22 protein-coding genes are annotated in these 26570 nt (G+C 73.2%); 13 read left to right on the top strand and 9 right to left on the bottom strand.

From position 1 onward, the window contains the following. Positions 1 to 58: 58 nt before the first annotated feature. The 5 genes from ACQEV1_RS21505 to ACQEV1_RS21485 all read left to right on the top strand — a co-directional run bounded on the left by ACQEV1_RS21505 (position 59) and on the right by ACQEV1_RS21485 (position 4919). Positions 59 to 1282 carry a multidrug effflux MFS transporter gene (locus tag ACQEV1_RS21505; RefSeq protein ID WP_433395540.1) on the top strand — a complete coding sequence of 408 codons (1224 nt, stop codon included), beginning with the start codon at positions 59 to 61 and terminating at the stop codon, positions 1280 to 1282. Positions 1283 to 1425: 143 nt separating this feature from the next. Next, entirely contained in the window at positions 1426 to 2340 is a 915-nt protein-coding gene (locus ACQEV1_RS21500; protein ID WP_433395538.1) for an ABC transporter ATP-binding protein, read from the top strand. 1 nt (position 2341) lies between these two features. Then, positions 2342 to 3076, top strand: coding sequence for an ABC transporter permease (locus ACQEV1_RS21495; RefSeq protein WP_285619837.1), 735 nt, complete (start codon positions 2342 to 2344; stop codon positions 3074 to 3076). Then, on the top strand, positions 3073 to 4308 hold the full coding sequence (locus ACQEV1_RS21490) for a sensor histidine kinase (RefSeq protein ID WP_433405943.1): 1236 nt from the start codon (positions 3073 to 3075) through the stop codon (positions 4306 to 4308). Before ACQEV1_RS21495 ends, ACQEV1_RS21490 begins: the two co-directional genes overlap by 4 nt. Next, positions 4305 to 4919, top strand: coding sequence for a response regulator (locus ACQEV1_RS21485; RefSeq protein ID WP_285619839.1), 615 nt, complete (start codon positions 4305 to 4307; stop codon positions 4917 to 4919). The genes ACQEV1_RS21490 and ACQEV1_RS21485 overlap by 4 nt, the downstream gene beginning before the upstream one ends. 10 nt (positions 4920 to 4929) lie before the next feature. Here the strand turns inward: ACQEV1_RS21485 and ACQEV1_RS21480 are convergent, their stop codons facing one another. From ACQEV1_RS21480 to ACQEV1_RS21450, 7 genes are all read right to left on the bottom strand, one after another. After that, positions 4930 to 5151 (bottom strand): hypothetical protein, encoded by a 222-nt coding sequence (locus ACQEV1_RS21480; protein ID WP_285619841.1) that lies wholly within the window; start codon positions 5149 to 5151, stop codon positions 4930 to 4932. Positions 5152 to 5208: 57 nt separating this feature from the next. Further along, on the bottom strand, positions 5209 to 5997 hold the full coding sequence (locus tag ACQEV1_RS21475) for an alpha/beta fold hydrolase (RefSeq protein WP_433395535.1): 789 nt from the start codon (positions 5995 to 5997) through the stop codon (positions 5209 to 5211). A gap of 10 nt (positions 5998 to 6007) precedes the next feature. Further along, complete coding sequence (locus ACQEV1_RS21470; RefSeq protein ID WP_433395533.1) at positions 6008 to 6451, bottom strand: SRPBCC family protein; 444 nt, start codon at positions 6449 to 6451, stop codon at positions 6008 to 6010. Continuing rightward, positions 6448 to 6807 carry an ArsR/SmtB family transcription factor gene (locus ACQEV1_RS21465; RefSeq protein ID WP_433395531.1) on the bottom strand — a complete coding sequence of 120 codons (360 nt, stop codon included), beginning with the start codon at positions 6805 to 6807 and terminating at the stop codon, positions 6448 to 6450. Before ACQEV1_RS21465 ends, ACQEV1_RS21470 begins: the two co-directional genes overlap by 4 nt. Positions 6808 to 6854: 47 nt before the next feature. Then, complete coding sequence (locus ACQEV1_RS21460) at positions 6855 to 8513, bottom strand: solute symporter family protein (protein ID WP_433395529.1); 1659 nt, start codon at positions 8511 to 8513, stop codon at positions 6855 to 6857. Then, complete coding sequence (locus ACQEV1_RS21455; protein WP_433395527.1) at positions 8510 to 8776, bottom strand: DUF485 domain-containing protein; 267 nt, start codon at positions 8774 to 8776, stop codon at positions 8510 to 8512. Before ACQEV1_RS21455 ends, ACQEV1_RS21460 begins: the two co-directional genes overlap by 4 nt. Before the next feature lie 139 nt (positions 8777 to 8915). Beyond that, a complete protein-coding gene (locus tag ACQEV1_RS21450) occupies positions 8916 to 9860 on the bottom strand; it encodes an SDR family NAD(P)-dependent oxidoreductase (protein ID WP_433395526.1) in 945 nt (314 codons plus the stop codon). 117 nt (positions 9861 to 9977) lie between these two features. Between ACQEV1_RS21450 and ACQEV1_RS21445 the strand changes: the two genes are divergently transcribed. Further along, positions 9978 to 10562, top strand: coding sequence for a TetR/AcrR family transcriptional regulator (locus ACQEV1_RS21445; protein WP_433395524.1), 585 nt, complete (start codon positions 9978 to 9980; stop codon positions 10560 to 10562). An 89-nt stretch (positions 10563 to 10651) separates the two neighbouring features. Continuing rightward, on the top strand, positions 10652 to 11524 hold the full coding sequence (locus tag ACQEV1_RS21440) for a Gfo/Idh/MocA family protein (protein WP_285619854.1): 873 nt from the start codon (positions 10652 to 10654) through the stop codon (positions 11522 to 11524). Between the two features lie 154 nt (positions 11525 to 11678). Here ACQEV1_RS21440 and ACQEV1_RS21435 read toward each other — a convergent pair whose 3' ends face one another. Both ACQEV1_RS21435 and ACQEV1_RS21430 read right to left on the bottom strand, forming a co-directional pair. Then, positions 11679 to 12455, bottom strand: coding sequence for a class I SAM-dependent methyltransferase (locus tag ACQEV1_RS21435; RefSeq protein ID WP_433395521.1), 777 nt, complete (start codon positions 12453 to 12455; stop codon positions 11679 to 11681). A gap of 465 nt (positions 12456 to 12920) precedes the next feature. Further along, positions 12921 to 15857: an ATP-dependent helicase C-terminal domain-containing protein gene (locus tag ACQEV1_RS21430; protein ID WP_433395519.1), complete on the bottom strand. Its 2937-nt coding sequence runs from the start codon at positions 15855 to 15857 to the stop codon at positions 12921 to 12923. Positions 15858 to 16565: 708 nt separating this feature from the next. Here ACQEV1_RS21430 and ACQEV1_RS21425 point away from each other — a divergent pair. The 6 genes from ACQEV1_RS21425 to ACQEV1_RS21400 all read left to right on the top strand — a co-directional run bounded on the left by ACQEV1_RS21425 (position 16566) and on the right by ACQEV1_RS21400 (position 26558). Then, the gene (locus ACQEV1_RS21425) at positions 16566 to 19520 is read left to right on the top strand and encodes a helix-turn-helix transcriptional regulator (protein ID WP_433395517.1); all 2955 of its coding nucleotides are present in this window, start codon (positions 16566 to 16568) and stop codon (positions 19518 to 19520) included. Between the two features lie 312 nt (positions 19521 to 19832). Then, on the top strand, positions 19833 to 21224 hold the full coding sequence (locus tag ACQEV1_RS21420) for a S53 family peptidase (RefSeq protein ID WP_433395515.1): 1392 nt from the start codon (positions 19833 to 19835) through the stop codon (positions 21222 to 21224). A gap of 35 nt (positions 21225 to 21259) precedes the next feature. Next, a complete protein-coding gene (locus ACQEV1_RS21415; RefSeq protein ID WP_433395513.1) occupies positions 21260 to 22525 on the top strand; it encodes a S53 family peptidase in 1266 nt (421 codons plus the stop codon). 29 nt (positions 22526 to 22554) lie between these two features. Next, complete coding sequence (locus ACQEV1_RS21410) at positions 22555 to 23832, top strand: S53 family peptidase (RefSeq protein WP_433395511.1); 1278 nt, start codon at positions 22555 to 22557, stop codon at positions 23830 to 23832. Between the two features lie 10 nt (positions 23833 to 23842). Continuing rightward, positions 23843 to 26077, top strand: coding sequence for a hypothetical protein (locus ACQEV1_RS21405; protein WP_433395509.1), 2235 nt, complete (start codon positions 23843 to 23845; stop codon positions 26075 to 26077). Between the two features lie 97 nt (positions 26078 to 26174). Next, positions 26175 to 26558, top strand: coding sequence for a VOC family protein (locus ACQEV1_RS21400; RefSeq protein WP_433395507.1), 384 nt, complete (start codon positions 26175 to 26177; stop codon positions 26556 to 26558). Positions 26559 to 26570 lie beyond the last annotated feature (12 nt).

The raw sequence follows: 26570 nt of genomic DNA, 5'->3' as shown, positions 1-26570 counted from the left end.
GCCCAGGTCAGAGCGGTTCGTTTAGCTCCTGAGGTCCTCCAGACCGGAAGGAGATCGGGTGACGGCGATCGCCGAGCGCACCAGGCACGCGGCGGGCAGGGCGGAGCGGATCCGCGTATTCCTCATTCTGGGTGCGCTGAGCGCCATCGGCCCCCTGTCGATCGACATGTACCTGCCGGCCCTGCCGAAGCTGACCCGTGACCTGTCGGCCGGCCCCTCCCTCGTCCAGCTCACGCTCACGGCGTGCATGATCGGCCTGGCCGCCGGCCAGGTGATCGCCGGTCCGATCAGCGACATGTGGGGCCGCCGGCGGCCGATGTTCGCCGGCATCGCGATCTACACGGTCGCCTCGCTGGCATGCGTCGTCGCGCCCAACGTGGAACTGCTGGTGGCGCTGCGGCTGATCCAGGGCGTGTCCGGCGCGGCGTGCATCGTGATCTCCCGGGCGGTGGTCCGCGACATGCACGACGGGCCGGCCGCGGCCCGGTTCTTCTCGCTGCTGATGCTGGTCAACGGCATCGCGCCGGTGGCCGCCCCGGTGATCGGCGCGCAGGTGCTGCGTTTCACGGACTGGCGGGGCGTGTTCGGCGTCCTCGCCCTCCTCGGCCTGCTGATGACGCTGTCGATGCTCGGGTTGCGTGAGACGCTCCCGGCCGAGCAGCGGCACACGGGCGGGCTCCGGGCGGCCGTACGGACCTTCGGGGAACTCTGTGCCGACCGGATCTTCATGGGGTACGCGCTGGCGGGCGGATTCGCGTTCGCGGCGATGTTCGCCTACATCTCCGGATCACCGTTCGTGGTGCAGAACATCTACGGCCTCTCGCCCCAGGACTACAGCCTGATCTTCGCCGTGAACTCCCTGGGCATCGTGGCGTTCGGACAGGTCAGCGGCCTTCTGGTCGGCCGGGTGCGGCTGATCACGCTGCTGCACGCGGGGCTGCTGGTCTCGCTGGCCGGGGGCGTGCTGCTCCTCGTCGCCGTGTTCGGCGGGCTGGGCCTGCCGGGGGTGCTGCCGGCCCTGTTCCTCGTGGTCTCCGCGATCGGCCTCACCCTGCCGAACTCCACCGCGCTCGCCCTGACGGGCCGGCCGGCGAACGTCGCGGGCAGCGCGTCGGCCCTGTTCGGCCTGCTGCAGTACGTCGTCGGCGCCCTCGCCGCACCACTGGTCGGGCTGGCCGGCGGCCACTCGGCCGCGCCGATGGCGATCGTCATCGCCGCCTCGGCGGCCATGGGCATCGTCCTGCTCGCCGCTCTGGCCAGGGGCCACCGCCCGGCGGGCTGAGCCGGGATCGGCCGTGCGGCGGCGGCATCGACCGATCGGTTGATGCCCGGATCCAACCGGAGCGCACCCTGGTGGTCGATCCGGCGCTGTGTCCCCGCGGGCGATGCTCATGACCGTACCCAGGACACCCGAGGAGCACGGTCATGCCGGTCATCGAAGTCACCAACCTGCACAAACGCTACGGCGACACCGTCGCCGTCGACGACGTCTCGTTCAGCGTCGAGAGGGGCGAGATCTTCGGGATCCTCGGCCCCAACGGCGCCGGCAAGACCACCACCGTCGAATGCGTGGAGGGACTGCGCGCCCCCGACCGGGGCCGCGTCTCGGTGCTCGGGCTGGATCCGCGGCGCGACCGCGCCGAGCTCACCCAGCGGGTCGGCGTGCAGCTCCAGGAGAGCGAGCTGCCGGAGAAGATGAAGGTCGCCGAGGCCGTCGCGCTGTACGGCTCCTTCTACCGCCGGCCCGCCGACGGGGCGCGGCTCATCGACGAGCTCGGCCTCGCCGACAAGCGTGACACCCGGTTCGGCAAGCTGTCCGGCGGCCAGAAGCAGCGCGTGTCGATCGCGCTGGCACTGGCGGGCAGCCCCGAGATCGCGGTGCTGGACGAGCTGACCACCGGGCTCGACCCGCAGGCTCGCCGGGACACCTGGCAGCTCATCGAGCAGGTACGGGATCGGGGCGTCACGATCCTGCTGGTCACGCACTTCATGGAGGAGGCCGAGCGGCTCTGCGACCGCATCGCGGTGATCGACTCGGGCCGGGTCGTGGCGATCGACACGCCCGCCGGGCTCGTGTCACGCGTCGATCCCGAGCAGCGCATCCGGTTCCGGCCCTCGCCGGCGCTGGACGACCGGATGCTCAGGGAACTGCCCGAGGTGCACACCGTGGTGCGGTCCGGCGACCACCTCACGGTGACCGGCACGGGCGCCCTGCTCCAGGCGGTCACCTCCATGCTCGCCCGCAACGACATCATCGCCGCCGACCTCCGGGTCGAGCAGACCAGTCTCGACGACGCCTTCGTCGCCCTCACCGGTCGTCGCATCACCCAGGAGGCCTGAGATGTTCGCCCGGATCACCCTCATGGAGCTCAAGCTCACCCTCCGCGAAGTCGTCGTGCCGCTGTTCGTGCTGGTGCTGCCGCTGGGGTTGCTGCTCGGCTTCGGCTTCCAGCCCGGCAGCCGGCACCCGGACGCCCACCTGGGCGGGCAGACCAGCGCCGCGTACATCGCCGCGATCGGCGCGGGCATCTGCCTCGCCATCCTCGGGCTGAACGTGCTGCCCACCGCGCTGGCCGGCTACCGCGAGAAGGGCGTGCTGCGCCGCCTGGCCACCACGCCCGTACGCCCCGTCTACCTGCTCGCCGCCCAGATCGTCCTGTACGCGGCGGCGGCCCTGTTCACCGTGGCGGTCCTCATCGCGGTCGGGAACGTGCTGTTCGGCACTCCGGTGCCCAAGGCCCTCCCCGCCTTCCTCGCCGCACTGCTGCTCGGGATCGCGGCCCTGTTCGCGATCGGGCTGCTGGTCGCGGCCGTGGCGCCCAGCGGTAGGGCCGGCCAGGGAATCGGCATGATCCTCTTCTTCCCGAACCTGTTCCTCGGCGGCGTCTACATCCCCCGCGAGGCGATGCCGGCGGTGCTGCGGGACATCGGCGACTACTCACCGCTCGGCGCGACCCTCAAGACGATGCGGGACGCCTGGATGGGGACGGAACCGCGGGTCGCCCAGTTGGCCATAATGGCGGCGTACGCCGTCGTCGCCGGGTTCGCCGCGACCAAGCTCTTCAGGTGGGAATGACCGTGCCGCTGCCGCTCGGCGGATGGGAACGACGCGAGGCCCTCATGCTTCGCGTCATTCCGCACTGCGCGCTCGCGGTCTCGGTCATGCTGCTGCTCTTCTCGCGGTCCAGCCCGCTACCGCGCCTGCTCACCGCGCTCGGCCTCACGCTGGTCGCCGAGGTCTGGCTGCTCCTGATGAACGGCCACGGCCCCGCGTGGACCCGGCGGCCGAGCGCGAGGGCCGTGCACTTCGCGGTGTTCACGCTCCTGTCCGCCGCGCTCGTCTATCTGAACCCGCTCTACGGGTTCTTCGCCTGGAGCGGCTACCTCCAGGTGCCGGCCCTGCCGGCCCGCGCGCGGTGGGCCGGCGTGGTCGCCACGGCGGCGATCGTCTCCAGCACCTACGTCGGCGGGTTCCAGCACATCGACGGGTCCACGGTCGCCCTCTTCCTCATCTTCACGGCGGCGAACGTCGGTCTCGGCGGCGGATTCCTGTTCGTGAACACGATGCTCGGCCGCCAGCACGACCGGCAGCGGGAGATGCTCGACGACCTCGCCGAGGCCAACGCCCAGTTGGAGGCCGCCCTCGCCGAGAACGCCGGGCTGCACGCCCAGTTGCTGCTCCAGGCGCGCGAGGCCGGCGTCCTGGACGAGCGCGCCCGGATGGCGCGGGAGATCCACGACACCCTCGCGCAGGGGTTCACCGGGATCATCGCCCAGATCGAGGCCGCGCGGCAGAACCCGGACCAGTGGCGGCGTTTCGCCGATCAGGCCCAGGCCCTGGCGCGGGAGAACCTCTCCGAGGCCCGCCGGTCCGTGGCGGCGCTGCGGCCCGAACGGCTGGAGCAGGCGCACCTGCCCGAGGCGATCACCGGCATGAGCGAACGCTGGTCGCAGACCACCGGCGTCGCGGTCGGGGTCGAGACCACCGGCGAGCCGCGGCCGATGCTCGCGGACGTGGAGGTCGCGCTGTTCCGCGTCGCGCAGGAGGCCCTGACCAACGTCGCCAAGCACGCCAAGGCCACCCGGGTCGGGCTCACGCTGTCGTACATGGACGACGTCGTGCTGCTCGACGTACGCGACGACGGCGTCGGCTTCGAGCCCGGCGACGCGGGAGGCGGGTTCGGTCTGTCGTCGATGCGGCAGCGGCTGCTGCGCGTCGCGGGGAACCTGGCCGTCGAGAGCAGTCCCGGGGAGGGGACCGCGGTGAACGCGAGCGTCCCCGCCCTTCCCGCCGGAGGAGGAGCATGATCCGTCTACTCATCGTCGACGACCACCCGATCGTCCGCGACGGCCTGCGCGGCGTCTTCGCCGCCGAGCCCGACCTGGAGGTGGTGGCCGAGGCGGCCGACGGCGCGGAGGCGGTGCGCCGGGCCGGCGACGCCGACGTCGTGCTCATGGACCTGCGCATGCCCGGCATGGGCGGCGTGGCGGCGATCGAGCGGCTGCGTGAGACGGTCCCCGACGTACGCGTGCTGGTGCTGACCACGTTCGACACCGACAGCGACGTCCTACCCGCCATCGAGGCGGGAGCGACGGGCTACCTGCTCAAGGACGCGCCGCGCGAGGAACTGCTGCGCGCGGTCCGCTCCGCCCACCGGGGCGAGTCGGTGCTGTCGCCGGCGGTCGCGGGCCGCCTGATGGGGCGGGTCCGGCGGCCGTCCGACGGCGCGCTGAGCAAGCGCGAGCGCGAGGTGCTCGCCCTCATCGCCGACGGCACCACGAACCGCGAGGCGGCCAAGCGCCTGTTCGTCAGCGAGGCGACCATCAAGACGCACCTGCTGCACATCTACGAGAAACTCGGCGTCCGCGACCGCGCCGCCGCCGTCGGCGAGGCGTACAAACGCGGCCTGCTCTCCTGAGAGATCACCGTTACGACGTGCGGGAGCGGCGCCGGCGCTCGCGGCGGAGGGCCACGGACTGCGTGCCGGCGCCGGCGATCAGAGTCACCGCCATGGCGGCGATGAGCCACCGGGGCGGCGCGAGCAACCGGCCGGAGAACACGTCGTACGCGAGGAGGACGAAGAAGACCGCGCTACAGGCCCAGCTCGCCACGACCCATCCCCTGGCGGGGCCGTACAGGCGTTCGATCATCGCTACCTCCGGGCGCCGTTCCGGCGTACAGCCTAGAAGCCGCGCGGGCTCGGTGGCTCAGGCGCCGAAGAAGTCCGTCAGCGCGGGGGCGAGGGCGTCCGGGGACACGTCGTGGGTCTGGCCGTCCAGCGTCCGGTGCCCGGCCTGCGGGATCGCGTCCGCGGTGGCCTTCGCCGCGTGCCGGAGGACCTCCGGGCTCGCTCCGCCGGAGAGGACCAGAGTCGGCACGGTCACCGCCGAGGCCAGGCTCCGGGGCACCCGGCCGTCTCCGAGCAGCGCGTCGTCGTAGGCGAGCGTCGGGGCGATCGCCTCCAGCGCGGACCAGCCCGGCTGCGCGCGCATGCCCTCCACCGCGTACGGCGGGACGCCCACGTTCGTCATGAACAGGGCCACCGCGTCGCCCCTACGGCCGGCGGCGAGCAGCTCGGTGAGCCGCCCGGTGTACTCGCGCCGCCGCGCCCCGCCCTCGACGTCGGCCTCGGACGTGAAGGGCGGCTCGTACAGCGCCAGCCGGACGATGCCCGGCCCGGACGCCGCCGCCGCGAGCGCGAGGGCGGCGCCGGAGGAGATCGCGTAGACATGAGCCGCACCGCCGGCCTCCACGATCAGCGCGCGCAGGTCCTCGACCTCCCGCGCCACCGCGTACGGCGGGGTGTCCGTGCTCTCGCCCCGGCCGCGGCGGTCGTACGCGTAGACGGTGAACGCGTGTCGCAGCCGGGCGGCGAGCGGCCGCATCGGTCCCCCGCCCCGGTGGCACATGGCCCCGTCCACGAGGATGAGCGGCGGTCCGCTGCCGTCGCGCTCGTAGGCGATCGTGGTGCCGTCGGCGGACGTCACTTTCGGCATGGCGTGCTCCTCAGTCGTCGAGACCGGCCAGGTAGGCGTCGAAGCGGTCGAGGCTGGTGGCGAAGCCGGCCTGCGCCTCTGCGCTGCGGTACGCCTCGGGGACGTTCGTCTGGTGGGTGACGACCTCGGTGCGCCCGTCACCGAGGTCGGTGAAGGTGATCGTGGTGTGCATGCCGCCCTCGACGTCCGACTCGATCCACCCGAGGCGGTGCGGCCGGTTGACCTCCGTGTACACGGCTCGCATGGTGTACGTGCCGCCGTCGGCGTCGCTCACCATGGTGGTCTCGAAGGCGCCACCCGGACGCAGGTCGATGACGATGTTCTCGACCGGGGTGGTCGTGCCGGCCGGGCCCCAGAAGTGGGCCAGGTGTTCCGGCGTGGTCATGCAGTCGAACAACAGCTCCGGCGACGCCCGGTGCACGCGCCGGAAGGTGAGCTCCCCCGTCTCGGTCATCGTCCTGTCCCCTCACCCTCGTCCCGTGCGGCGCGCAGGGCCGCGAGGTGCGCGTCGAGGCGGTCGTGGCGGTCGGCCCAGACCCGCCGATGGTCTTCGATCCAGCCGACGGCCGCGTCGAGACGGACGGGCTCCAGGACACAGGGCCGGGACTGGCCGGTACGGGTCCGGGAGATGAGCCGGGCCCGTTCGAGCACCTTCAGGTGCTTGGAGACCGCCTGCTGCGTCATCGCGAAGGGTTCGGCGAGCTGGTTCACCGTCGCGTCGCCGCGCGCGAGGCGCTCCAGGATCGCACGCCGGGTGGGATCGGCCAGGGCCGAGAACACCAGGCTCAGATCGTCTTCCACGACTGTCATGCGCCGACCGTACTCACAACCGATCGATTGCACAACCGTTGGGTTGTCTAAGACGCGCCGGCCCCCGTGACGGCGCGGGCGGAGAGGGCGGCGAAGCGGGCCGGATCGGGCTTCTCCCGGCTCAGGTACGTCCCGGCGATCGCGCACAGGAAGCCGGCCGGGATCGAGACCAGCGCCGGGTTCTCCAACGGGAACCACGAGAAGTCGACGCCGGCCGGCAACAGGGACCGGTGCGCGCCTGTGACCGGGTCGACGCCGCCGGAGACCACGGGTGAGAAGACCACGAGCAGCACGGCGGTCAGCAGGCCGCCGTAGATGCCGGCCACCGCGCCGCCGCCGTTGAAACGCCGCCAGCACAGGCTCAGGACGATGGCGGGCAGGTGTGCCGAGGCGGCCACGGCGAACGCCAGGCCGACGAGGAACGCCACGTTGAGGTGCCGCGCGAAGACCGCCAGCGCGACGGCGGTCGCGCCGACGAGCACGGCGGCGACCCGCGCGACGGCGATCTCCTGACGCTCCCGTGGCCGGCCGAGCATCAGCACGTGCCCGAACAGGTCGTGCGCCAGCGAGGTCGAGGCGGCCATCATCAGGCCCGCGACCACGGCCAGGATGGTCGCGCAGGCCACGGCGGCGACGAAGGCGAGCAGCACGTCGCCGCCGGCCGGCCCGGCGAGATGCCGCCCCAGCGCGCCGGCGAGCTGGGGCACGGCCGCGTTGCCGGCCGGGTCCTGGGTGGCGATCTCGCGCCGGCCGACCAGCGCGGCGGCGCCGAAGCCGAGGATCGGGGTCATCAGGAAGAAGGCGCCGATGAGCCCGATCGCCCAGTTCACCGACGCCCGGGCGGTCGGGGCGTCCGGCACCGTGAAGACGCGGCCGGCAATGTGCGGGAGGCCGGCGGGGCCGAGCCCGAGCGCCAGGGCGAGGCTGATGAGGTCCAGGTCGCCGGCCGGGCGCCCCAGCCGCAGGCTCGGCCCCAGGAAGGCGTCGCCGTGACCGCTCTCCCGTCCCGCCGCCCCGAGCAGGCCGCTCACGTCGAAGCCGAAGCGCCCGAGGACGAGGCCGGTCAGCGCGACGCCGGCCGTCATCAGCAGCACGGTCTTGACGATCTGCACCCAGGTCGTGCCCTTCATCCCGCCGAACCCGACGTAGAGGACCATGAGCGCGCCGACGACCGTGATCGTCAGCGTCTCCGCCGTTCCGGCGGACACGCCGAGGAAGGTCGTGCCCGGCCGGACGCCGAGCAGCAGCGCGACCAGCGCTCCGGCGCCGACCATCTGGGCGACGAGGTAGAACACCGACACCGTGACCGTGGAGACGGCTCCCGCGACGCGCACCGGCCCCGGCCGCCGCGCGCGGGACGCGGGCACGTCGGCGAGGGTGAACCGTCCGGCGTTGCGCAGCGGCCCGGCCAGCAGGAGCACCGGAACCCAGGCCACGAGCGAACCGACCGAATAGATGAAACCGTCAAAGCCGGACAGCGCGATCATCCCGGAAATGCCGAGAAATGAGGCCGCCGACATATAGTCGCCGGCGAGCGCGAAGCCGTTCTGCCGCGCCGAGAACGCACGACCGCCCGCGTAGAAGTCGGCGGCGCCGCCGGTGTGCGAACGCGCCCAGAGTGTGATGCCGAGCGTGACGCAGACGAACCCGGCGAAGAGCACGAAGGTGAGCAGGCGCGCGTCGCCGGAGACGGCGTCCGTCGTCACCTCCTCCGCCCGGTGCGCTCCGGGGCCGTCGCGTCGGCGACGACCTGCGCCGCCGACGGGTCGAGCGTCTCGCGGGAGTGGCGGGAGTAGCGCCGGGCCAGCACGAACGTGGCCGCGAACTGGAGGATCCCGAACACCAGGGCGACGTTGACGTGCCCGGCCAGGCGGTGGCCCATCAGGCCGCGGGCGAAGACGCACGCGACGACGAAAAGGAGATACCACGCGAAGAACAGAGCACTGACGACCAGCACAGCTCGCCCCATTCGCCGCCTCAGAACTATAAAGCGTTCATCCTGGTTTATTGCGACATAACGCGCGTCCGGTGATTCTGCCATTCCGCCATGAGAGCAGAATCCGCTCGCGCGCATTCGCCTTTTCCCCGGAATTGCAGTGGCCGACCTCTCAGGAGGACCGGTGCGCGGCGGCGAGCAGGTCGACCGAGACCTTCCAGAGGCGTTCCGCCTTTCGCGGGTCGAGGGCGTGGTCCGCCACGCCGCGGCGTACGCCCGGCGTGAAGGGCACGGCCTCCTGGCAGTCCTCGAAGTACCTGCCGGCGACACCCTGGACGAGCGGCGACGCGGCGAGCAGGACGGACGTCGCCGCGCCCTGTTCGACGTTCTTGACCGAGACGCCGGTGGCGGCGCCCGGGTCGAACGACGCCGGCGCGGGGGGCATGTGCCGGGACAGGCCGGTGCTCCAGATCCGGCCGGGGTTGAGCGCGTTCACGGCGACGCCGTCGCCGGCCCACCGCTTGGCGGCCTCCACGGCGAAGAGGACGTTCGCCGTCTTGGACTGGGAGTAGGCGGCCCACGGGTCGTAGGGGCGGTGCGTGAAGTGGATGTCGTCGAAGCGGACCTCGCCGTTGACATGGCCCACGGAGCCGACCACGACGACGCGCGCCCCGCCGGCCGTACGAAGTGCGTCGTGCAGGCCGGTGGCGAGGGCGAAGTGGCCGAGGTGGTTGGTGGCGAACTGCAGCTCCCAGCCCTCGGACGTGCGGGTCTCGGGGGTGGCCATGACGCCGGCGTTGTTGACGAGGATGTGCAGCGGCCCGTGCCAGCCGGCCACGAACGCGCCGACCGATCCCTGGTCGGCGAGGTCGAGGGGCGCGACGAGCACGCCGCCGTTCCCGGTGATTTCGGCCGCGACCTTCTCGCCCGCCTCGACGTCACGGACGGCCAGGGTGACTTCGGCGTTCGCGGCGGCCAGGGCGCGGGCGGTCTCGACGCCGATACCCGAGGAGGCGCCGGTCACGACGGCTCGGCGGCCGGTCAGGTCCACACCCTCGATGACGTCGGAGGCCGTCGATTCGGCGCCGAAGCCCGTGGTGATCCGCGTACTTGTCATGTCGCTCCGCTCCTCGCGATCGCTATGCTGTTAAGCGGAGCCGGGTCCGCTTACACAGGCGAGACTAAGCGGAGTCGGCTCCGGATGGCAAGTCGTTCGACATGGAGGGGACGCTTCGTGGCTTCATCCGACGGTGCGGGACGGTCGCTGCGCGCCGACGCCCAGGCCAATCACGACCGCCTCCTGGAGGTCGCGGCCAAGGCGTTCGCCGAGGACGGGGCCGATGCGTCGCTGAAGGCGATCGCCAAGGAGGCGGGCGTCGGCATCGGGACGCTCTACCGGCGCTTTCCGACGCGGGAGATCCTCGTCGAGGCCACGTACCGCAGCGAGTCGGCTCGGCTCTGCGCCTCCGCCGGCGACCTCCTGCGGCACATGCCCGCGGTCGACGCCCTGCGCGTGTGGATGGAGCGGTTCCTCGGCTACCTGGCGACCAAGCGCGGCATGGCCGAGTCACTGCGCGCCGTACTGACCAACGACGACGACCTGCGACTGAAGACGCGCGGCATGCTGATCGACGCTCTGGGGCTGCTGCTGCGCGAGAGCGAGGAGCAGGGGACGGTACGCGACGGCCTCGACCCGGCCGACGTCGTCATGGCACTCGGCGGCATCGCGCTCATCGCGGGCGACCAGGACCAGCGCGACCTCGCCGGGCGGCTGCTAGATCTCCTCATGGCGGGCCTCACCGCGGGCTCCGTTCGGTAGTGGTTCCGGGCTAGATGTCCGGGTTTGACGGCTTCGTTGCGCATCGATCATGCTGGTCGGCGACCATCACTCCGACAGAGGGCGGCGACGTGCGCATCGGGCTGCTGGGGACCGGACCATGGGCGGAGATCGCGTACGGGCCCGCGCTCCGCGACCACCCCGAGGTCGAGTTCATCGGAACCTGGGGGCGCCGGCCGGAGGCGGCGGCCGCGATCGCCGAGACCTTCGGCGGCCGCCCGTACGCGGACGCGGACGCTCTGATCGCCGACTCCGAGGCGATCGCGATCGCGCTTCCCCCGGCCGTCCAGGCGCCGCTGGCCGCGCGCGCCGCACGGGCCGGACGCCACCTGCTGCTGGACAAGCCGCTCGCCGTGGACGTCGCGGACGCGCGGGCCGTCGTGGACGCGGCCACCGAGTCGGGCGTCGCGTCGGTCGTCTTCTTCACCACGCGCTTCACCGGCGAGCCGGCCAGATGGATCGACGAGCAGGCGGAACGCGGTGGCTGGTTCACCGGTCACGCGGACTGGCTGGGCGCGCTGGACAGCGGCGACAGCCCGTTCGCGAACTCACCGTGGCGGCGGCAGAAGGGCGGGCTGTGGGACGTCGGCCCGCACGCCCTGTCGGTGCTGCTGCCGATACTCGGCGACGTCGAGAAGGTCGCGGCGGCCGTCCCCGGCGCCGGCGACACGGTCAATCTGGTCCTGCGGCACGCGAGCGGCGCGTCGAGCACGGCGACGCTCAGCCTGACGGCCCCGCGCCCCGCCGCGGGCAACGGCGCGGAGTTCCGCGGCGAGTCCGGCGTCGTCTCGCTCCCGAAGAACGAGGAGACCTCGGTGACCGCGCTGGGCCGCGCGATCGACGCACTGCTCGAGTCGGCACGCACGGGCCGCGCACACGCATGCGACGTACGCTTCGGCCTCCGCGTGGTGGAGATCCTCGCCGAGGCCGAACAGCTGCTCTGACGCCACTGCCCACCGCGCCGACGGTCGGCACCGACCAACAGCGTTCGCCGAGCGGCGGACTCCCCGACGGGCACCCCCGCGCCGGCCGCGTGGCCCGCTGCGGCGTCTGGCGTGAAGCCGCCGGTCGGCGATCACCGCCCGCGCCGCCCCACGGTCAGGCCGGGGCGGCGATCACGTGGGTGAGGGCGGCGACACGGCGATACGGGTCGGTACGCCCGGCGCGTTCCTCGCACGCGAGGAGCGTGTCGAGCTCCGCACCCTCCGGAGGCGGAGCGTCGGAGGAAGCGAGGTCGGTGAACACCCGCACGCCGTACCACGCCCGCACCGCCAGACCGCGTTCGGCCAGCGCCGCGGTCAGGTCGGCGAGCCGGTCGGCGCGGGCGATGACCCCGATGCGGTTGCCGTAGGACATCCGGTCGAAGGCCGCTTCCGCCGTCTCCCAGTCGCCCTGGAGGCCGGGGCGCATCGCGAGCGCGTCGCCGTTCCGTACCAGCAGGGAGACCAGTCCCCCGGGGACGACCGTACGGGCGAGGGCGGCCAGCGGAGGGCCCGGGTCCTCGAAGTACATGAGGACGCCGTGGCACAACACCGCGTCGAAACCCGCGTCGGGGACCAGGTCCGCGAGTTCGGCGACGTCGCCGTGCACGATCCGCGCCCGCTCCCGTACCTCGGCGGGCTCCTCCTCGATCGCGGCCGTCAGGTCGGCGAGGAGCGCCGCGGAGGCGTCCACGCCGGTCACGTGGTGGCCGAGGCGGGCGAGCCGCAGGAGCTGAGTGCCCTGCCCGCACCCCACGTCGAGCACCCGAAGGGCCGGGCCGCCGGGAAGGTGCGCGGCGAGCTGCCTCGCCATCAGTTCCTGCCGGACGACCTGGCGCAGCGTTCCCAGCCGACCACGCCAGCGTTCCTCCCCAGGCGTGAAGCCCGTGGCCATGACGACTCCCTTCGGTCATGCCGCCTCTACCCACGAATGAATACAGCGATTCACTTGAATTATTCTTGAATAACCCGCCGAAACGGCGTGGCGTGTTTATCATCTCCAGGTAGGCAGAGCAACAAAGAAGGGTGAGCAATGGCGAACGATGAGCTGGTGAGAATCCTTCAAGAGCTCGGAGACAAGGGCTGGTAACGGAGCTGGCAACGGTCGCGGAAGCGCACCGCGACCACATGTCCGAACGGATCCCACACGGCCACGACATCATCGGGGCCGTTCGCGGATGCCAGGACGATCCGCCGTGCCGGCCGGTACGAGAGGTCGTTGTCTCGTTCGATCCGGAGACTCGGCGGATGCCGGGATCGTTTCCCAAAAACGAAAGAAGGCCCCTCCTGGGAAACCGGGCGGGCCTTCTTTCATATTTAGCCTGTGCACAGGCTGATTGAGACTACTTCCTTCGGTCTCTCAGCCTCGGCGGCGGGTGTTGGTGCGGCGGGTCGGCTCCGCGGTGGCCGGGTCCTCCGGCCACGGATGGCGTGGATAGCGTCCGCGTAGCTCCGCTCGTACGCTCCGGTAGCCCTCGCGCCAGAAGGAGGCCAGGTCCGCGGTGACCGCGGCGGGGCGGCCGGCCGGTGACAGCAGGTGTACGACGAGCGGTACCCCGGCGACGCGTGGGGCCTCCTGCCAGCCGAACAGCTCCTGCAGCTTGGCCGCGAGCACCGGCCGTTCGCCCGTGTAGTCGATTCGGATTCGCGAGCCGCTGGGCACGGTGACGCGTTCCGGCGCGACGTCGTCGAGGCGCGCCGCGCACTCCCACGGCAGCAGGCCGCGCAGTGCCGCCGCCACGTCGAGGCGCCGCAGGCCGGCGCGGTCGCGGGCGGCGGACGCCAGGTCCAGCGACGCGAGCAGGGCGTCGTCGTCCATCGCGGGCCAGGGCGGGCCGAGCGCGCGATGGCAGAAGGCGAGCCGCGCGCGCAGCGTCTCCGCGTCACGTGTCCAGGACAGCAGGCCCAGCCCCTCGCGGCGCAGCCCCTCTCGCAGCGCGGCGCGGACGAGTTCGGGGCGGGGATCGTCCAGGGGTACGGCGCCGAGTTCGATGGCGCCGAGCCGCTCGACCCGGCGGGCCACCACGTCGCCGTCGCGCCAGACGACCTCCTCCTCCACGGACGCCCCGACGGCGAGCCGCGCGGTCTCCTCATCGATCGGTACGGCCTGGCGGATGCGGGCCGACGGAGCACCCGCCGGCCGGTCGGCGACCGCGATGGCGAGCCAGCCGGACCCGGTCAGCCGCGACCCGCGCTCGGGGACGGCCGCCGTCCCCGACGCCATCAGGTAGCCGCCGTCCCGCGCCCGCGCCACCCGTTCGGGGAAGGCGAGCGCGACCACGATCCCGGCGGCCGTCTCGTCATCCGGCCCGGGAGCCCTCACGCCGCCGGAGCGTCCCGCCGCTCCGGACGCCCCCGCACCGCCGGACGCCGACACACGCGACGCCGCGGCGCCCCCAGAGGTCCCGGCGTCACCGGACACCCCCGCACGAGACGCACCAGCACCAGACCCTCCCCGCTCGCGAGACGCCGCCGCACCGGACGCCGACATACGCGACGCCGCGGCACCGCCGGACGTCCCGGCGTCACCGGATAGCCCCGCACGAGACGCCCCAGCAACACCAGACGCTCCCTGCCCGCGAGACGCCCCGGCACCGCCGGGTGCCGACATACGCGACGCCGCGGCGCCCCCGGACGTCCCGGCGTCACCGGACACTTTCGCCCTGGACGTCGCCGCATCGCCTGACGTTCCAGCACCACCAGACGCCGACGCGCCACCGGACGGCCTCCGCCCAGGAGACGCTTCGGCACCGCCGGACGCCGACACACGCGACGGCGCGGCGCTACCGGACGCCCCCGTATGAGACGCCACCGCGCCTCCAGACGCCACCGCCCCATCTGACGCTGCCGCGTCGCGGGGCAGGGCGCGTCGTAGGCGGCGTGCCTCGTCGCGGAAGGAGCCGTCGTGTCGCCGGGCGCGCCACTGGGCGACCAGGTCGTCGTCGCCGGTTCGGCGGTCGTCCGACAGCAGTGCCACGATCTCGGCGGCGCGTTCGCCCACGTGCGCGGCGCCGTCGATGAGGGCGCGGGCCAGCCGTGGGTGGACGCCGACGCGCGCCATCTCACGTCCGCGTTCGGTCGCGCGCCCGGCATCGTCCACGGCGCCGATGGCACGGAGTGTGGCGCGGGCCGCTCGCAGCGCGGCGGGCGGCGGCGGGTCGAGCAGCGCCAGCCCGGCGGCGTCCGGATCTCCCCAGCACGCCGCCTGGAGTGCGAAGCCGGTCAGGTCGGCCAGTTCGATCTCGGGGCGTGGCTGTTCGGGCAGCCGGTCGTGTTCGGCCGCGGACCAGCAGCGGTACACCCGGCCCGGTGCCTCGCGCCCGGCACGGCCGGCCCGCTGGTCCGCCGTCGCCCGCGAGGAACGTACGGTGGCCAGCGCGCCGAGGCCGCGCGCATGGTCCACGCGAGGTTCGCGCGACAGGCCGGAGTCCACCACGGCGCGCACGCCCGGCACGGTCAGGGACGACTCGGCGACCGAGGTGGCGAGCACGACCCGCCGGGCGCCGCCCTCGCGCGGTCGAAGGGCCGCCTCCTGGACCTCCGCGGGCGCGCGGCCGTGCAGCTGGAGCACCTCCAGACCGCCGAGGGCGCCGGCCACCCGCCCCAGCTCACGTACGCCGGGCAGGAAGCACAGCACGTCGCCGTCCCCCTCCTCCAGCGCCCGGCGTACGGTCCGTGCGACGTGGTCGAGCAACGCGGGATCGACCGACAGCCCGTGCGGCGGGCGTACGGGCCGGGGCGGTGGCGTCCAGATCGTCTCCACCGGATGCACGGCCGCGTCGGCCGTCACCACCGGTGCGCCGCCCAGCAGCCGCGCCCACGCGGCGGTGCCCGCCGTGGCCGACGCGGCGATCAGGCCCAGGTCGGGCCGGAGCGCCGCACGTATGTCGAGCAGGAACGCCAGCGCCGTGTCGGCGTCGAGGTGGCGTTCGTGGCATTCGTCGAGGATGACGACGTCCGCGCGCACGTCGGGGTCGTGCTGGAGTCGTTGCAGCAGCAGGCCGGTGGTGACCACCTCGACCGCGCTGCCGGGCCGCCGCTCCCCGCGGATGGCGTATCCGATCCGCTCGCCGACCGGCTCACCGAGCATCCAGGCCATCCGGCGGGCGGCGGCCCGCGCGGCCAGCCGGCGCGGTTCGGCCACGATGACCCGCCGTCCGGTCTCGGCGAGGGCCGGCGGCACGAGCGTGGTCTTGCCGGTGCCGGGCGGCGCGGCGAGCACGGCGGTGCCCGAGTCGTCGAGCGCGTCGCGCAGGGCGGGCAGCGCGGCGGCCACCGGGAGGTCGAAGGAACGCACGCCATCAGTCTCGCGGAACACCGCCGGTCCCACGGACGGCGGCGCGGTCCGTGGAGGCGGCTCCACCGCTTCGTGCCGATGGCGCTCCCCGGCGGCCGGCCCCGCCGGGCGTACGGTGACGGCACCGTCGCCGGGATGGCGTCCGCACCGAACGGCGGCTTCAGCGACCGGCCACCACCCCCAGGCAACGCAGCGCGACGGCCGCATCCGCAGTACCGGGCCAGGCGCGGCCGCCAGCCGCGCCGCGGCGGTGAACCGCCACCCTGAGCGAACACGCAACGCCCCCAGGCGTACGGCGACGGCACCATCACCGGGACGGCGTTCGCACCCGGTCGGCCGCCTCATTCCGCGTGGCGCGTAGGACCTGTCCTGGCGGTGCCCGTATCCGCGGTACCCGTCCGGGCGCGGTCGCCGCCGCTCTCGGCCGGGCCGTGGTCGTGAACCCTCATCGTCGGCGAGCACGCGGCCGGCCCCGCCGGGCGTGGTAGCCGCCGCTCTCGGCCGGGGCCGTGGCGGTGAACCGTCAGAGTCGGCGAGCGCGTGGCCGGCACGGGCTCCGCCGTCAGTCCCGCACCTCTGGACACTTTCGGTCACACCAAAAGCATGGAGATTTGATCAAGATTCAACCAGAATGCACTGATCTGCCGGTTCGGCGAGAGGCGGGATATGGCCGCAGCGGTGCCGCGCGACCGGAGCGATCACGCCCCGATGGTCGCACCACCCGCTTTCGTGGGACGGCGGCGCGAGCTGGCGGTCCTGGCCGAGACCCTGGCGAGCCCTCCGGCGGTCGTGCTGGTGGAGGGCGAGGCGGGGATCGGCAAGAGCCGGTTGCTGCGGGAGTTCCGTGCGGCGTCGGCGGTGCGGCTGATGCCGACGGCCGAGTGTCCCCCGCTCCATGATCCGTACACGCTGGGTCCGGTGGTCGACGCGGTGCACCAGGCCACCGACGGGGTGGCGGGGCTGGGGCTGAGCGACCTGGCGGGAGCGTTGCGGCCGCTGTTCCCGGAGTGGGCCGCCGACCTCCCTCCGGCGCCGGAGCCGGCCGAGGACGCACGGGCCGCCCGCCACCGGCTGTTCCGGGCGCTGGTCGAGTTGCTCGACCGCCTGGACGTGGCGGTGCTGGTGGTCGAGGACGTGCACTGGGCCGACGACGCGACGCTGGAGTTCCTGCTGTTCGTCACCTCGCGTAGGCCGCAGCCGGTGAGCCTGGTGGTGACCTACCGGCCCGAGGACGTGCCCGCCGGTTCGCTGCTGCTGCGGCTGTCGTCGCGGCTGCCGCCGGGTACGACGCGAGCGCGGCTGGCCCTCGATCCGCTGGACGTCGCGGAGACGGCGAACCTGGTGTCCTCGATGCTGGGCGGGGAGCGGATGTCGGCGGAGTTCGCCGCGTTCCTGCACCAGCACACCGACGGCGTGCCGCTGGCGGTGGAGGAGTCGGTGCGGCTGATGCACGACCGCGCCGACGTGACTCCGTACGGAGGCGGGTGGATCCGCCGGCATCTGGCGGACATCGACGTTCCGCCGACGGTGCGGGACTCGGTGGTGGAACGCAGCGGGCGGCTGGGCGAGGACGCCCAGGCGATGCTGCGGGCGGCCGCGGTCCTCGCCGAACCCGCGAACGAGGCGACGCTGGCCGCGGTGGGCGAACTGACCGCCGACCACTCCGCCGCCGGCCTGGCCGAGGCGCTGGACTGCGGGCTGTTGCGGGACGACGAGCGCGGGCTGGTGTCGTTCCGGCACGGGCTGGCCTGCCGCGCGGTGTACGAGGCGACGCCCCGGCCGCTGCGCCGGGCGATGCACCTGCGGGCGGGCCGGGCACTCGAAGGGATGACACCACAACCGGTGGTACGGCTGGCCCACCACTTCCGGGAGGCCGACGACACCGGTTCCTGGGCCCGCTACGCCGAGCGGGCCGCCGACGTCGCCACCGAGGCGGGCGACTGGGTCGCCGCCTCGGTGCTGCTGCACGGCCTGCTGACGAGCGCCGGCCTGCCGCCGGCCGCCATGGCGCCGCTGGCCGCCAAGATCCGGCCCGGCTCCCTGACCGGGAGGTCCCGTCTGCGGGGCGTCGTGGCGGCGCTCCGGACGGCACTCGACTCCGGCGCCCTCGACGCCGGGGAGCAGGCGGCGACGCGATACCGGCTCGGCATGCTCCTCGCGTCCAACTACGACTACGACGACGCACAGCGCGAGTTGGAACTGGCGGTCCCCGGTCTCCGGCCGGGATCGGTCGCGCTGTCCCATGCGATGACGCTCCTCGGCTGGCCGCTGGGCGCGAGCCGTCCCGGCCGGGCGCACCGTGACTGGCTGCGCCGCGCGGCGGACGCCGCGAGTCTGGTGCCGGCGGCGGAACGACCGGACCTCGCCACGAAGCGTGCCGTCGGGCTGTTGCTGCTCGACGATCCCGACGGCTGGGCGGTCGCGGCGACGGTTCCGGACGAGTTCGCCACGCCCGCGCAGCGGCGCAGCGTCGCGTTCCGCGACATGAACATGGGCGACCTGGCGATGCGGTGGGGACGGTACGCGGAGGCCCGCGCCCGGCTGGACAACGCCTGGGCGCTCGCCGAGGAGCACGGCTACCCCCGCTACGGCGAGGTCGCCCGCGCCAACCTGCTCCACCTGGACTGGTTCACCGGACGCTGGGACGGCCTGACCGCCCGCACCTCGGCCTACGAGGCGTCCGGCGAGGCCATGCCCCTGAACCGGCTCGAGGTCTCCCTGGTCACCGGCTTGATGCTGGCGGCGAACGGCCGGCGCTCCGAGGCGGAGTGCGCGCTGGCCGAAGTCATGACCCAGATGGGAGAGCTCGGCGCCGTGCACGCGGTGGTGGAACCGGCCGCGGCCCTGGCGCGGCTCCACCTGGCCGCCGGTCGCGTCGAGGACGCCCTGCGGGTGACCGCCCAGCCGATCGGCGTCGTCGCGCTCAAGGAGGCCTGGCTGTGGGCCACCGACCTGGCGCCGGCGCGCGTCGACGCGCTGCTCGCGGCGGGCCGGGCCGAGGACGCGGCGGAGCTGGTGGCCGCCTTCGAGGCCGGGGTACTCGGCCGGAACGCGCCGGCGCCGCAGGCCGCTCTGGCGCTGTGTGAGGGAATCCTCGCAGCCGGGCAGGGCGCGCCGGAGCGTGCCGCGACGGCGTTCACCCGCGCCGCGGCCGCCTGGGAGGCGCTGCCTCGGCCGTACGACGCGCTGCTGGCCCGTGAACGCCGTGCCCGCTGCCTGCTCGCGGCGGGACGGCGCGACGCCGGGCTGTCGTCGCTCGCCGAGGTCGCCGCGGGGCTGTCCGACCTGGGTGCGTCCGCCGACGCCGAACGGCTGCGCGAGTGCCTGACGACGTACGGGCCGCGGGAGCACGGCGCGGCGGAACCGGAAGGGCGCCGGACGACCGTGGACGACGCCAGCGGGAACGGGGAGCGGCGGCGACGGGGCCGTCCCGGCTACGGCGACCGGTTGTCCCCGCGTGAGCTCGAGGTCGTACGGCTTCTCATCGACGGGAAGACCAACCCGCAGATCGCCGAGGCGCTCGTGCTGTCACGGCAGACCGTCAACAGCCATGTGGGCTCGGCAATGCGCAAGCTGCGCGTCTCGTCGCGGACGGCGCTGGCGGTCAGCGCGGTCGAGCGCGGACTGGCCCGCGACGGCCGGGCTCCGCACGACGACGAATAAATCATCCGCTCCGCGCGGCGGAAAAAGATCCCCCACCTGACCAATGGCCGGGCGATCCGGCACGGGCGAGACTCCAGATCACCGTGATCACGAGGAGTACCGCCGATGAACCAGCCGGCCGGCACCGGTTCCCCCGAGCCATCCGACCCCACGGATCCCTCCGGCCGACCGGGAGATCCCGGTCCTGCCGAGCCACCCGACGAGGACCTCCCAGGCGTCGGCCGGCCGGCCGACGCGATACCCGACGACTACGAACCCCTCTGACCCGCCGGTCCCGGCGTGCCGGGGCTGCCGAGATCCCAAGGAGACCTGATGAGAGAACGGCGGCCATCGACGAGTCTGGGCGGGCGCCTGTCCGGCCGACGGCGCCGCGTCGCGGTGGTGGTGGCCTCGGTCGCCCTCGCCGCGAGCGCGGGCGTCGGCGGCGCGACCGCCACCACCAAGCCGGCCGGGAACGACGGGCCGCCCCGGGTCCTGACGTCGCCCGGCGGGACGCTCTCCGACGTGCGGTCGGGCCAGGCGCGTCCCGCCGCGGTCGCCGTACCGCAGGCGGCGCACACCGGCTCCGGATGGACCACGCACCCTCTCATGGCCAGCGTGCAGGGCTGGAAGTCGGGGACGACACCGCAGCTCACCCGCACCACACCGACCGGGTACACCCCGGCGCGGCTGCGCGCGTCGCTGCACCTGACCGGCACCGGGAAGGGCCAGACGGTGGCGGTCGTCAACGCGTTCGACAACCCGTACGCCGCGCAGGACCTGACGACCTACAGCAAGCAGTTCGGGCTTCCCGTGCCATGCACCAAGCAGGTCAAGTCGGGGTGTTTCACCTTCACGGTGGCCAAGCCGTACGGGGTCGCGGGCGCCGACCCGGGCTGGGCACTGGAGTCGAGCCTGGACGTGCAGACGGTGCACGCGCTGGCCCCGGAAGCGAACATCGTGCTGGTCGAGGCGCGGGACAACGCCTTCACCAGCATGTTCCAGGCGCTCGACTACGCCACGGGCCTGGGCGCCGGCGTGATCAGCAACAGCTGGGGCGCCGACGGGGAGTTCGACGGGGAGACCGGCGCCGATCGGCACTGCGCGCTGGCGTCGGCGTTGTGCGTGTTCTCCGCCGGTGACAACGGCAACCCCGGCGGCTACCCGAGCTACAACCCGTACGTCCTGTCGGTGGGCGGCACCACGCTCGGCCTCACCCAGGACGGCGAGGTCGACTTCGAGGTCGCCTGGTGCTGCTCAACCGGGGCGACCGGTGGCGGCGTCAGCGCGTACGAACCCCGCCCGGCCTACCAGGACGGGGTCAACCCCGACGAACACCGCGGCATCCCCGACGTCAGCTTCAACGCCGACCCGTACACCGGCGTGCCGGTCTATGACACCGCCGGCGTGAACGGGCAAAACGGCTGGTTCCAGCTCGGCGGCACCAGCGCGGGAGCTCCCGCGTGGGCGGGCATCGTCGCCGCGGCCGACCAGTTGCGCGCCAAGGCCAAGCGGCCACCGCTCACGGGCGCGAACTTCCAGGCCCAGAAGTTGATCTACAGCATGCCGCACACCGCGTTCCGTGACATCACCCGTGGTGCCGGCAACCTCATCCAGTGCACCGGCGAGGTCCGTACCTGCCGGGCCAAGAGCGGCTACGACACCGTCACCGGCTGGGGCAGCCCCGGCTCCGGCATCGACGTGGCCCTGGCCGCCGCCCGTTAGGGCACCCCCACCAGACCGACCTCCAGGAGTCACCCATGCATCCCCCCCGATTCATCAGCAGGCTTCGCGGTGGCCTCGCGCTGGCCGCACTCGCCGGAGGGCTCTGCCTCTCCCCCGTCACGGCGCAGGCACAACAGATCTCCGGACCGGCGACACCCGGGCCCGAGGTGACGGCCGTGCCGCAGCACGCCGGTCCGCCCGGAGTGCGCACCGTACGGCACCCGCTCATGGCCCGGGTGCGAGGCCATGACGCGAAGGGCCGCCCGCTGCTGGCCGCCGGAGCGCCCGGCGGGTACACGGCCGCCCAGCTGCGCGCCGCGACCGGGCTGAAGGGCACCGGCAAGGGCCAGACCGTGGCGGTCGTGGACGCCTTCAACGACCCGTACGCCCTGGAGGACCTGAACACCTACAGCGCGCAGATGGGACTGCCGGGCGTCTGCACCCGCAAGAAGCAGAAGAACTGTTTCTCGTTCACGCAGGTGCAGCCGGACGGTATCGGCGGCTACGACCCGGGTTGGGGGATGGAGTCCTCGCTCGACGTCCAGATGGTGCACGCGCTCGCGCCGGACGCGCACATCGTCCTCGTCGAGGCGTACGACAACTCCGTCGACGCGATGTTCCAGGCCCTGGACCACGCGGCGTCGCTGGGCGCGCCGACGATCAGCAACAGCTGGGGCGTCGACGGCGAGGCGGATGACGAGACCACCTACGACCGGCACTGCGACCTCGACGACAGCGTGTGCGTCTTCTCGGCGGGCGACTCCGGAAACCCGGGCGGCTACCCGGCGTACAACCCGCACGTGCTGGCCGTCGGCGGCACCGAACTCAGCCTCGGCCGCGCCGGGAACGTGCTGGGCGAGACCGCCTGGTCCCTCGGCGGCGGCGGGATCAGCCAGTACGAACCGCGCCCGGCATACCAGGACCAGGTCAACTCCGACGAGCACCGCGGTATCCCGGACGTCAGCTTCGACGCCGACCCGGACAGCGGCGTCGCGGTCTACTTCACCGGGGCCAACGGATGGGTCGAGGTCGGCGGGACCAGCGCCGGAGCGCCGGCCTGGGCCGGGATCCTCGCCGCCGCCGACCAGTTGCGCGCCGCGGCCGGAAAGCCCGCGCTCACCTCGGCGGACGACCAGACGCAGAAAGCCGTGTACGGGCTGAAGAGCGGACTGGCCGACGTCACCACCGGCGGCAACGGCAGCTGCGGCGCCGTCTGCACGGCGGGCCCCGGCTACGACTTCGTCACCGGCCTGGGCAGCCCCCGCGCCGGCATCGACACCGCCCTCGCGGCGGCACCGTGATCCGGCCTTCCGACACCACGAAGAGGGACATGATGCGCACATCCACCTGGCTGGCCGGCGTCGCCGCGGCGACCCTGATCGGCACGGCGGTGCCGGCCTCGGCCGAGACCCCGCCGCCGACCCCGTCATCCGGCACCGCGAGCCGGCTCGCCACGATCCAGACCGAGATGGCCGGCGCCCCGGCCGGGCGCATGCGGCCGCTCTGGCAGCCCGCGACGACCACGGGCGCGACGCCGCGCACCATCGGCGTGCCCGGCGGCTACGACCCGGACGTGCTGCGCGCCCACCTCCGGCTGAGCGGCACCGGGAAGGGCCAGACCGTGGCGATCGTCGTGGCCTTCGACGTCAGCGCGGCGGTCACCAAGGCGGTGACGAGCTACAGCGAGTGGTACGGCCTGAAGCCGCCGTGCTCGGAGACCGTGACGTCCGGCTGCTTCCCGCTGAAGGTCGTCGCCCCGAACGGCACCGCGCCGATCGACGCCGACACCGCGCTTCCCGCGCGCTCCTTCCAGGTCGAGGCGGACCTGGACGTCGAGATGGTGCACGCCGTCGCGCCGGACGCCGCCATCACCGTGGTGGAGGGGTACGACAACTCGACCGAAGCGATGATGGCCGCGCTCGACCACGCGGTCTCGCTGCACCCGGCCGTGATCAACAACAGCTACGGCATGGACGAGTTCGAGGGCGAGCGGGACCTCGACGGCCGCTGTACGGCGACGGGCGTGCTGTGCGTGTTCGCCTCCGGCGACGCGGGGAACCCGGGACTCTGGCCGGCGGCCGCCCCGGACGTGCTCGCGGTCGGGGGCACCACCCTCGACATGGACTCGGCCGGGAAGGTCCGCTCGGAGGTGGCCTGGCAGGGCAGCGGCGGCGGGATCAGCCCCTTCGAGCCGCGGCCCGCCTACCAGCGCGCCGCCGTCCCGAACGGCATCGGCCGGGGCGTCCCCGACGTCAGCTTCGACGCCGACCCCCAGTCCGGCTTCGCCGTCTACGTCGTCATCGACGTCTCCCCGTTCCCGATCTACTACGACGACTGGGCGATGATCGGGGGCACCAGCGCCGGGGCGCCGATCTGGTCGGCGATCGCCGCGGTGGCCGACCAGCAGCGCGCCGCGCACCGCGAACCGCCGCTGACCGCCGGGCAGGTCCACGCCGCCGTCTACGCCGGGAAGGCGAAGCAGCCGGCCGACATCATCGCCGGCGCCAACGGGCTCTGCGACACCTGCTTCGCCGGTCCCGGCTACGACCTGGTCACCGGGAAGGGCAGCCCGCGTGCCGGGATCGACACCTACCTCGCCCGCCACTGAGGAGACGCTCATGCGTGTTCACTACGCACGATCACTGAGCCTGCTGTCGGCGGCCGTGCTGATCCCCGCGTTCGCCGGGTTCACCGCGGGGAGCGCGTCCGCCGCGACGGCGCACCGGCCCGCCGCGAAAAAGACCTCGGTGACGGCCGCCCCGATGACCTTCGCCCGCAACGAGGGGCAGGCACCCGGCGGCGTCCGCTACCTCGGCGCGTCCGCGGGCGTCGGCGTCGCCTTCACCGACTCCGGTGTGAGCATCGACCTGACGAAGAGCTCCGGCGCGGACTCGCGCACGCCGTCGAAGGCGTCGGTCACGCTGCGGTTCGTCCACGCCGCCCGGCATCCCGAGGTCACCGGCGCGCAGCGCTCGTCCGCGGTCGTCAACGACTTCCACGGCGCGGACCCGGCCCGCTGGCACACCGGCATCCCGACGTTCGGGCAGGTCGTCTACCACGACCTGTGGCCCGGCATCGACGGGATCTTCAGCGTCAGGAACGGGACGCTGAAGTACTCCTTCGCGCTCGATCCCGGCGCGGACCCGGACGACATCCGGCTGTCCTACGCCGGAGCCGACCGCGTCTCGGTCGACCGGGGCGGCGACCTCGCCGTCGCCACGGGCCGTACGGTCCTGCACGACCAGGCTCCGGTCAGCTACCAGGGCGCCGGTCGGGTCACGACCGGGTACCGGCTGCTCGGCGGCACGGACTTCGGGTTCACCCTCGCCCGGTACCGTCACGACGCCCCGCTCACCCTCGACCCGGGACTCGACTACAGCACCTATCTCGGTTCCACCGACGGCATGCCGGCCAGCTCCTTCTCCGTCGGCCACGACGACGCCGGAAATCTGTACGTCTTCGGCCAGTCGTCCTCGCCCGCCTTCCCCACCACCCAGACATCGCACCGACCGGACGGTGAGTCGCCCGACTTCGTCGTCGCCAAGCTCGACCCCACCGGCAGCCGCCTGATCTACTCCACGTTCGTCGGCGGTTCGGGCGCCGAGGCGGGGTCCCGCGGTGCGGTGGGCGGCGACGGCGCGGTCTACGTCAGCGGCGTCTCGTCCTCCGCGGACTTCCCCACCACCACGGGCGCCTTCCGGAAGACGCCCTACCAGGCGCCGGGCCAGAGCGTCGCCTTCAAGCTCGACCCGGCCGGATCACGGCTGTCCTACGGCACCTATCTCGCCCCGGACCTCACCGTGAGCGACGTCGAGGCCGGCGCCGACGGCTCGCTCACCGTCGGCGGGTCCACCACGTCGGACTACGCCCCGACGACGGCGGACGCGTACCTGGCCGACTACCCCGGTGGCCAGGTGAGCGGCTACCTCGTACGCCTCGATCCGGCCGGTTCGGATCTCCTCTTCGGTACGTACCTGGGCGCGCCGATCACCGACCAGGTGGCGAAGTACGGGTGGGATCCGGGCTGTTACGTCTACGCGATCGCGGTCGATCACGCGGGGGCGACCTACGCCACGGGCGGATGCGTCAACGGTCTCCCGACGACCCCCGGCGGTTTCCAGGCGACGAAGAAGGGGCTGGCCAGCATCCTGGTCAAGCTCGATCCCACCGGGCACAAGGCCGACTACGCCACCTACATCGGCGACCTGGACAGCGACATCATGCGCACCGACGGCGTGGCGGTGGACCGTGACGGGCACGCCTGGGTGGTCGGCGACGCGCCGCCCGGCTCGGTCTCCCCCACCCCGGACGCCTACGCCACGGAATGCGTGTCGGCCGCCGACTACCCGAGATGCGCGACGCTCACCGAGTTCGACGGCTCCGGCCACGTGGTTCACAGCACCTACTTCGCCGCCGCCGGCGACGGGCAGACCACGCCCTTCGGGGGTGTCGAGGTCGACGACGACGGACGCGTGTACGTGGCCGGCATGACCGGTCCGGGCCTGCCCACCACGCCGGACGCCTACTCCACCACGCCGGGCGGTTACGAGATGCCGTACTTCCTGGCCGTCTTCGAGAACCACGCGCTGCGGTACTCGACGTACTTCGGCGGCACGAGCACCGCCTGCGCCGGCGCGCTCTGCGGCCTCATCGCGGGTTTCGTCGACATCGCACCCGATGTCCGCTCCGGGAGCGTGTACCTCGCGGGCACGACGACGGCGCCCGACTTCCCGGTGACGCCCGGTGCGTTCCAGACCACCTATCCCGGCGGCTCCAACACCATCTTCGCGGCGAAGCTCACCCTGCCCTGGGCGACGTCCGCCAAGCCGACCACGTCCGGAGGTGACCGCTAGGGACGTCCCGCGGTGAGGATGGCGTCCTGTTCGACGAGCAGGACGCCATCGGTCTTCTCGCGGAGGGCGGCGGGTCCTGGTCTGTCAGGATCGGCGCATGCTGAACATCGGAACGATCGTGATGGGCGCGGCGGACGTCCGGCGCGCGGCGGACTTCTGGTGCCGGGCGCTGGACTACGTGCCCCGCGGCGGGGTGGTGGAGGACGCCTGGACGATGCTGGTGCCGGCGAACGGCTCCGGTGCCGGCCTGGCGCTCGGGTTCAGCGAGACGCCGGCGCAGGAGCACCCGCGCGTCCACCTCGACCTGTACGCGGACGACGCGGCGGAGCAGGCCGCCGAGGTACGGAGGCTGGTCGCGCTCGGCGCCGAGCGGGTCGACTGGGACCGGTACCCGGACGACCCCGACTTCGTCGTGCTGGCCGACACCGAGGGCAACCGCTTCTGCATCATCGACATGAGCCATACGCCCCCGCCGTCCTGACTCTCAGGCTTC

Source organism: Actinoallomurus sp. CA-142502, from assembly GCF_050936355.1.
Lineage (GTDB): Bacteria > Actinomycetota > Actinomycetes > Streptosporangiales > Streptosporangiaceae > Actinoallomurus > Actinoallomurus iriomotensis.
The sequence above is the reverse complement of the archived record's forward strand: the minus strand, read 5'-3'. Positions and strand labels throughout refer to the sequence as shown.

What these genes read in the sequence shown, in the direction of transcription:
- ACQEV1_RS21465 (WP_433395531.1), bottom strand. Translation starts at nt 6,807, where the DNA reads ATGACAGTCGTGGAAGACGATCTGAGCCTGGTGTTCTCGGCCCTGGCC.
- ACQEV1_RS21500 (WP_433395538.1), top strand. Translation starts at nt 1,426, where the DNA reads ATGCCGGTCATCGAAGTCACCAACCTGCACAAACGCTACGGCGACACC.
- ACQEV1_RS21435 (WP_433395521.1), bottom strand. Translation starts at nt 12,455, where the DNA reads ATGGCCACGGGCTTCACGCCTGGGGAGGAACGCTGGCGTGGTCGGCTG.
- ACQEV1_RS21485 (WP_285619839.1), top strand. Translation starts at nt 4,305, where the DNA reads ATGATCCGTCTACTCATCGTCGACGACCACCCGATCGTCCGCGACGGC.
- ACQEV1_RS21400 (WP_433395507.1), top strand. Translation starts at nt 26,175, where the DNA reads ATGCTGAACATCGGAACGATCGTGATGGGCGCGGCGGACGTCCGGCGC.
- ACQEV1_RS21455 (WP_433395527.1), bottom strand. Translation starts at nt 8,776, where the DNA reads ATGGGGCGAGCTGTGCTGGTCGTCAGTGCTCTGTTCTTCGCGTGGTAT.
- ACQEV1_RS21490 (WP_433405943.1), top strand. Translation starts at nt 3,073, where the DNA reads ATGACCGTGCCGCTGCCGCTCGGCGGATGGGAACGACGCGAGGCCCTC.
- ACQEV1_RS21475 (WP_433395535.1), bottom strand. Translation starts at nt 5,997, where the DNA reads ATGCCGAAAGTGACGTCCGCCGACGGCACCACGATCGCCTACGAGCGC.
- ACQEV1_RS21425 (WP_433395517.1), top strand. Translation starts at nt 16,566, where the DNA reads ATGGTCGCACCACCCGCTTTCGTGGGACGGCGGCGCGAGCTGGCGGTC.
- ACQEV1_RS21450 (WP_433395526.1), bottom strand. Translation starts at nt 9,860, where the DNA reads ATGACAAGTACGCGGATCACCACGGGCTTCGGCGCCGAATCGACGGCC.
- ACQEV1_RS21415 (WP_433395513.1), top strand. Translation starts at nt 21,260, where the DNA reads ATGCATCCCCCCCGATTCATCAGCAGGCTTCGCGGTGGCCTCGCGCTG.
- ACQEV1_RS21470 (WP_433395533.1), bottom strand. Translation starts at nt 6,451, where the DNA reads ATGACCGAGACGGGGGAGCTCACCTTCCGGCGCGTGCACCGGGCGTCG.
- ACQEV1_RS21410 (WP_433395511.1), top strand. Translation starts at nt 22,555, where the DNA reads ATGATGCGCACATCCACCTGGCTGGCCGGCGTCGCCGCGGCGACCCTG.
- ACQEV1_RS21495 (WP_285619837.1), top strand. Translation starts at nt 2,342, where the DNA reads ATGTTCGCCCGGATCACCCTCATGGAGCTCAAGCTCACCCTCCGCGAA.
- ACQEV1_RS21420 (WP_433395515.1), top strand. Translation starts at nt 19,833, where the DNA reads ATGAGAGAACGGCGGCCATCGACGAGTCTGGGCGGGCGCCTGTCCGGC.
- ACQEV1_RS21405 (WP_433395509.1), top strand. Translation starts at nt 23,843, where the DNA reads ATGCGTGTTCACTACGCACGATCACTGAGCCTGCTGTCGGCGGCCGTG.
- ACQEV1_RS21480 (WP_285619841.1), bottom strand. Translation starts at nt 5,151, where the DNA reads ATGATCGAACGCCTGTACGGCCCCGCCAGGGGATGGGTCGTGGCGAGC.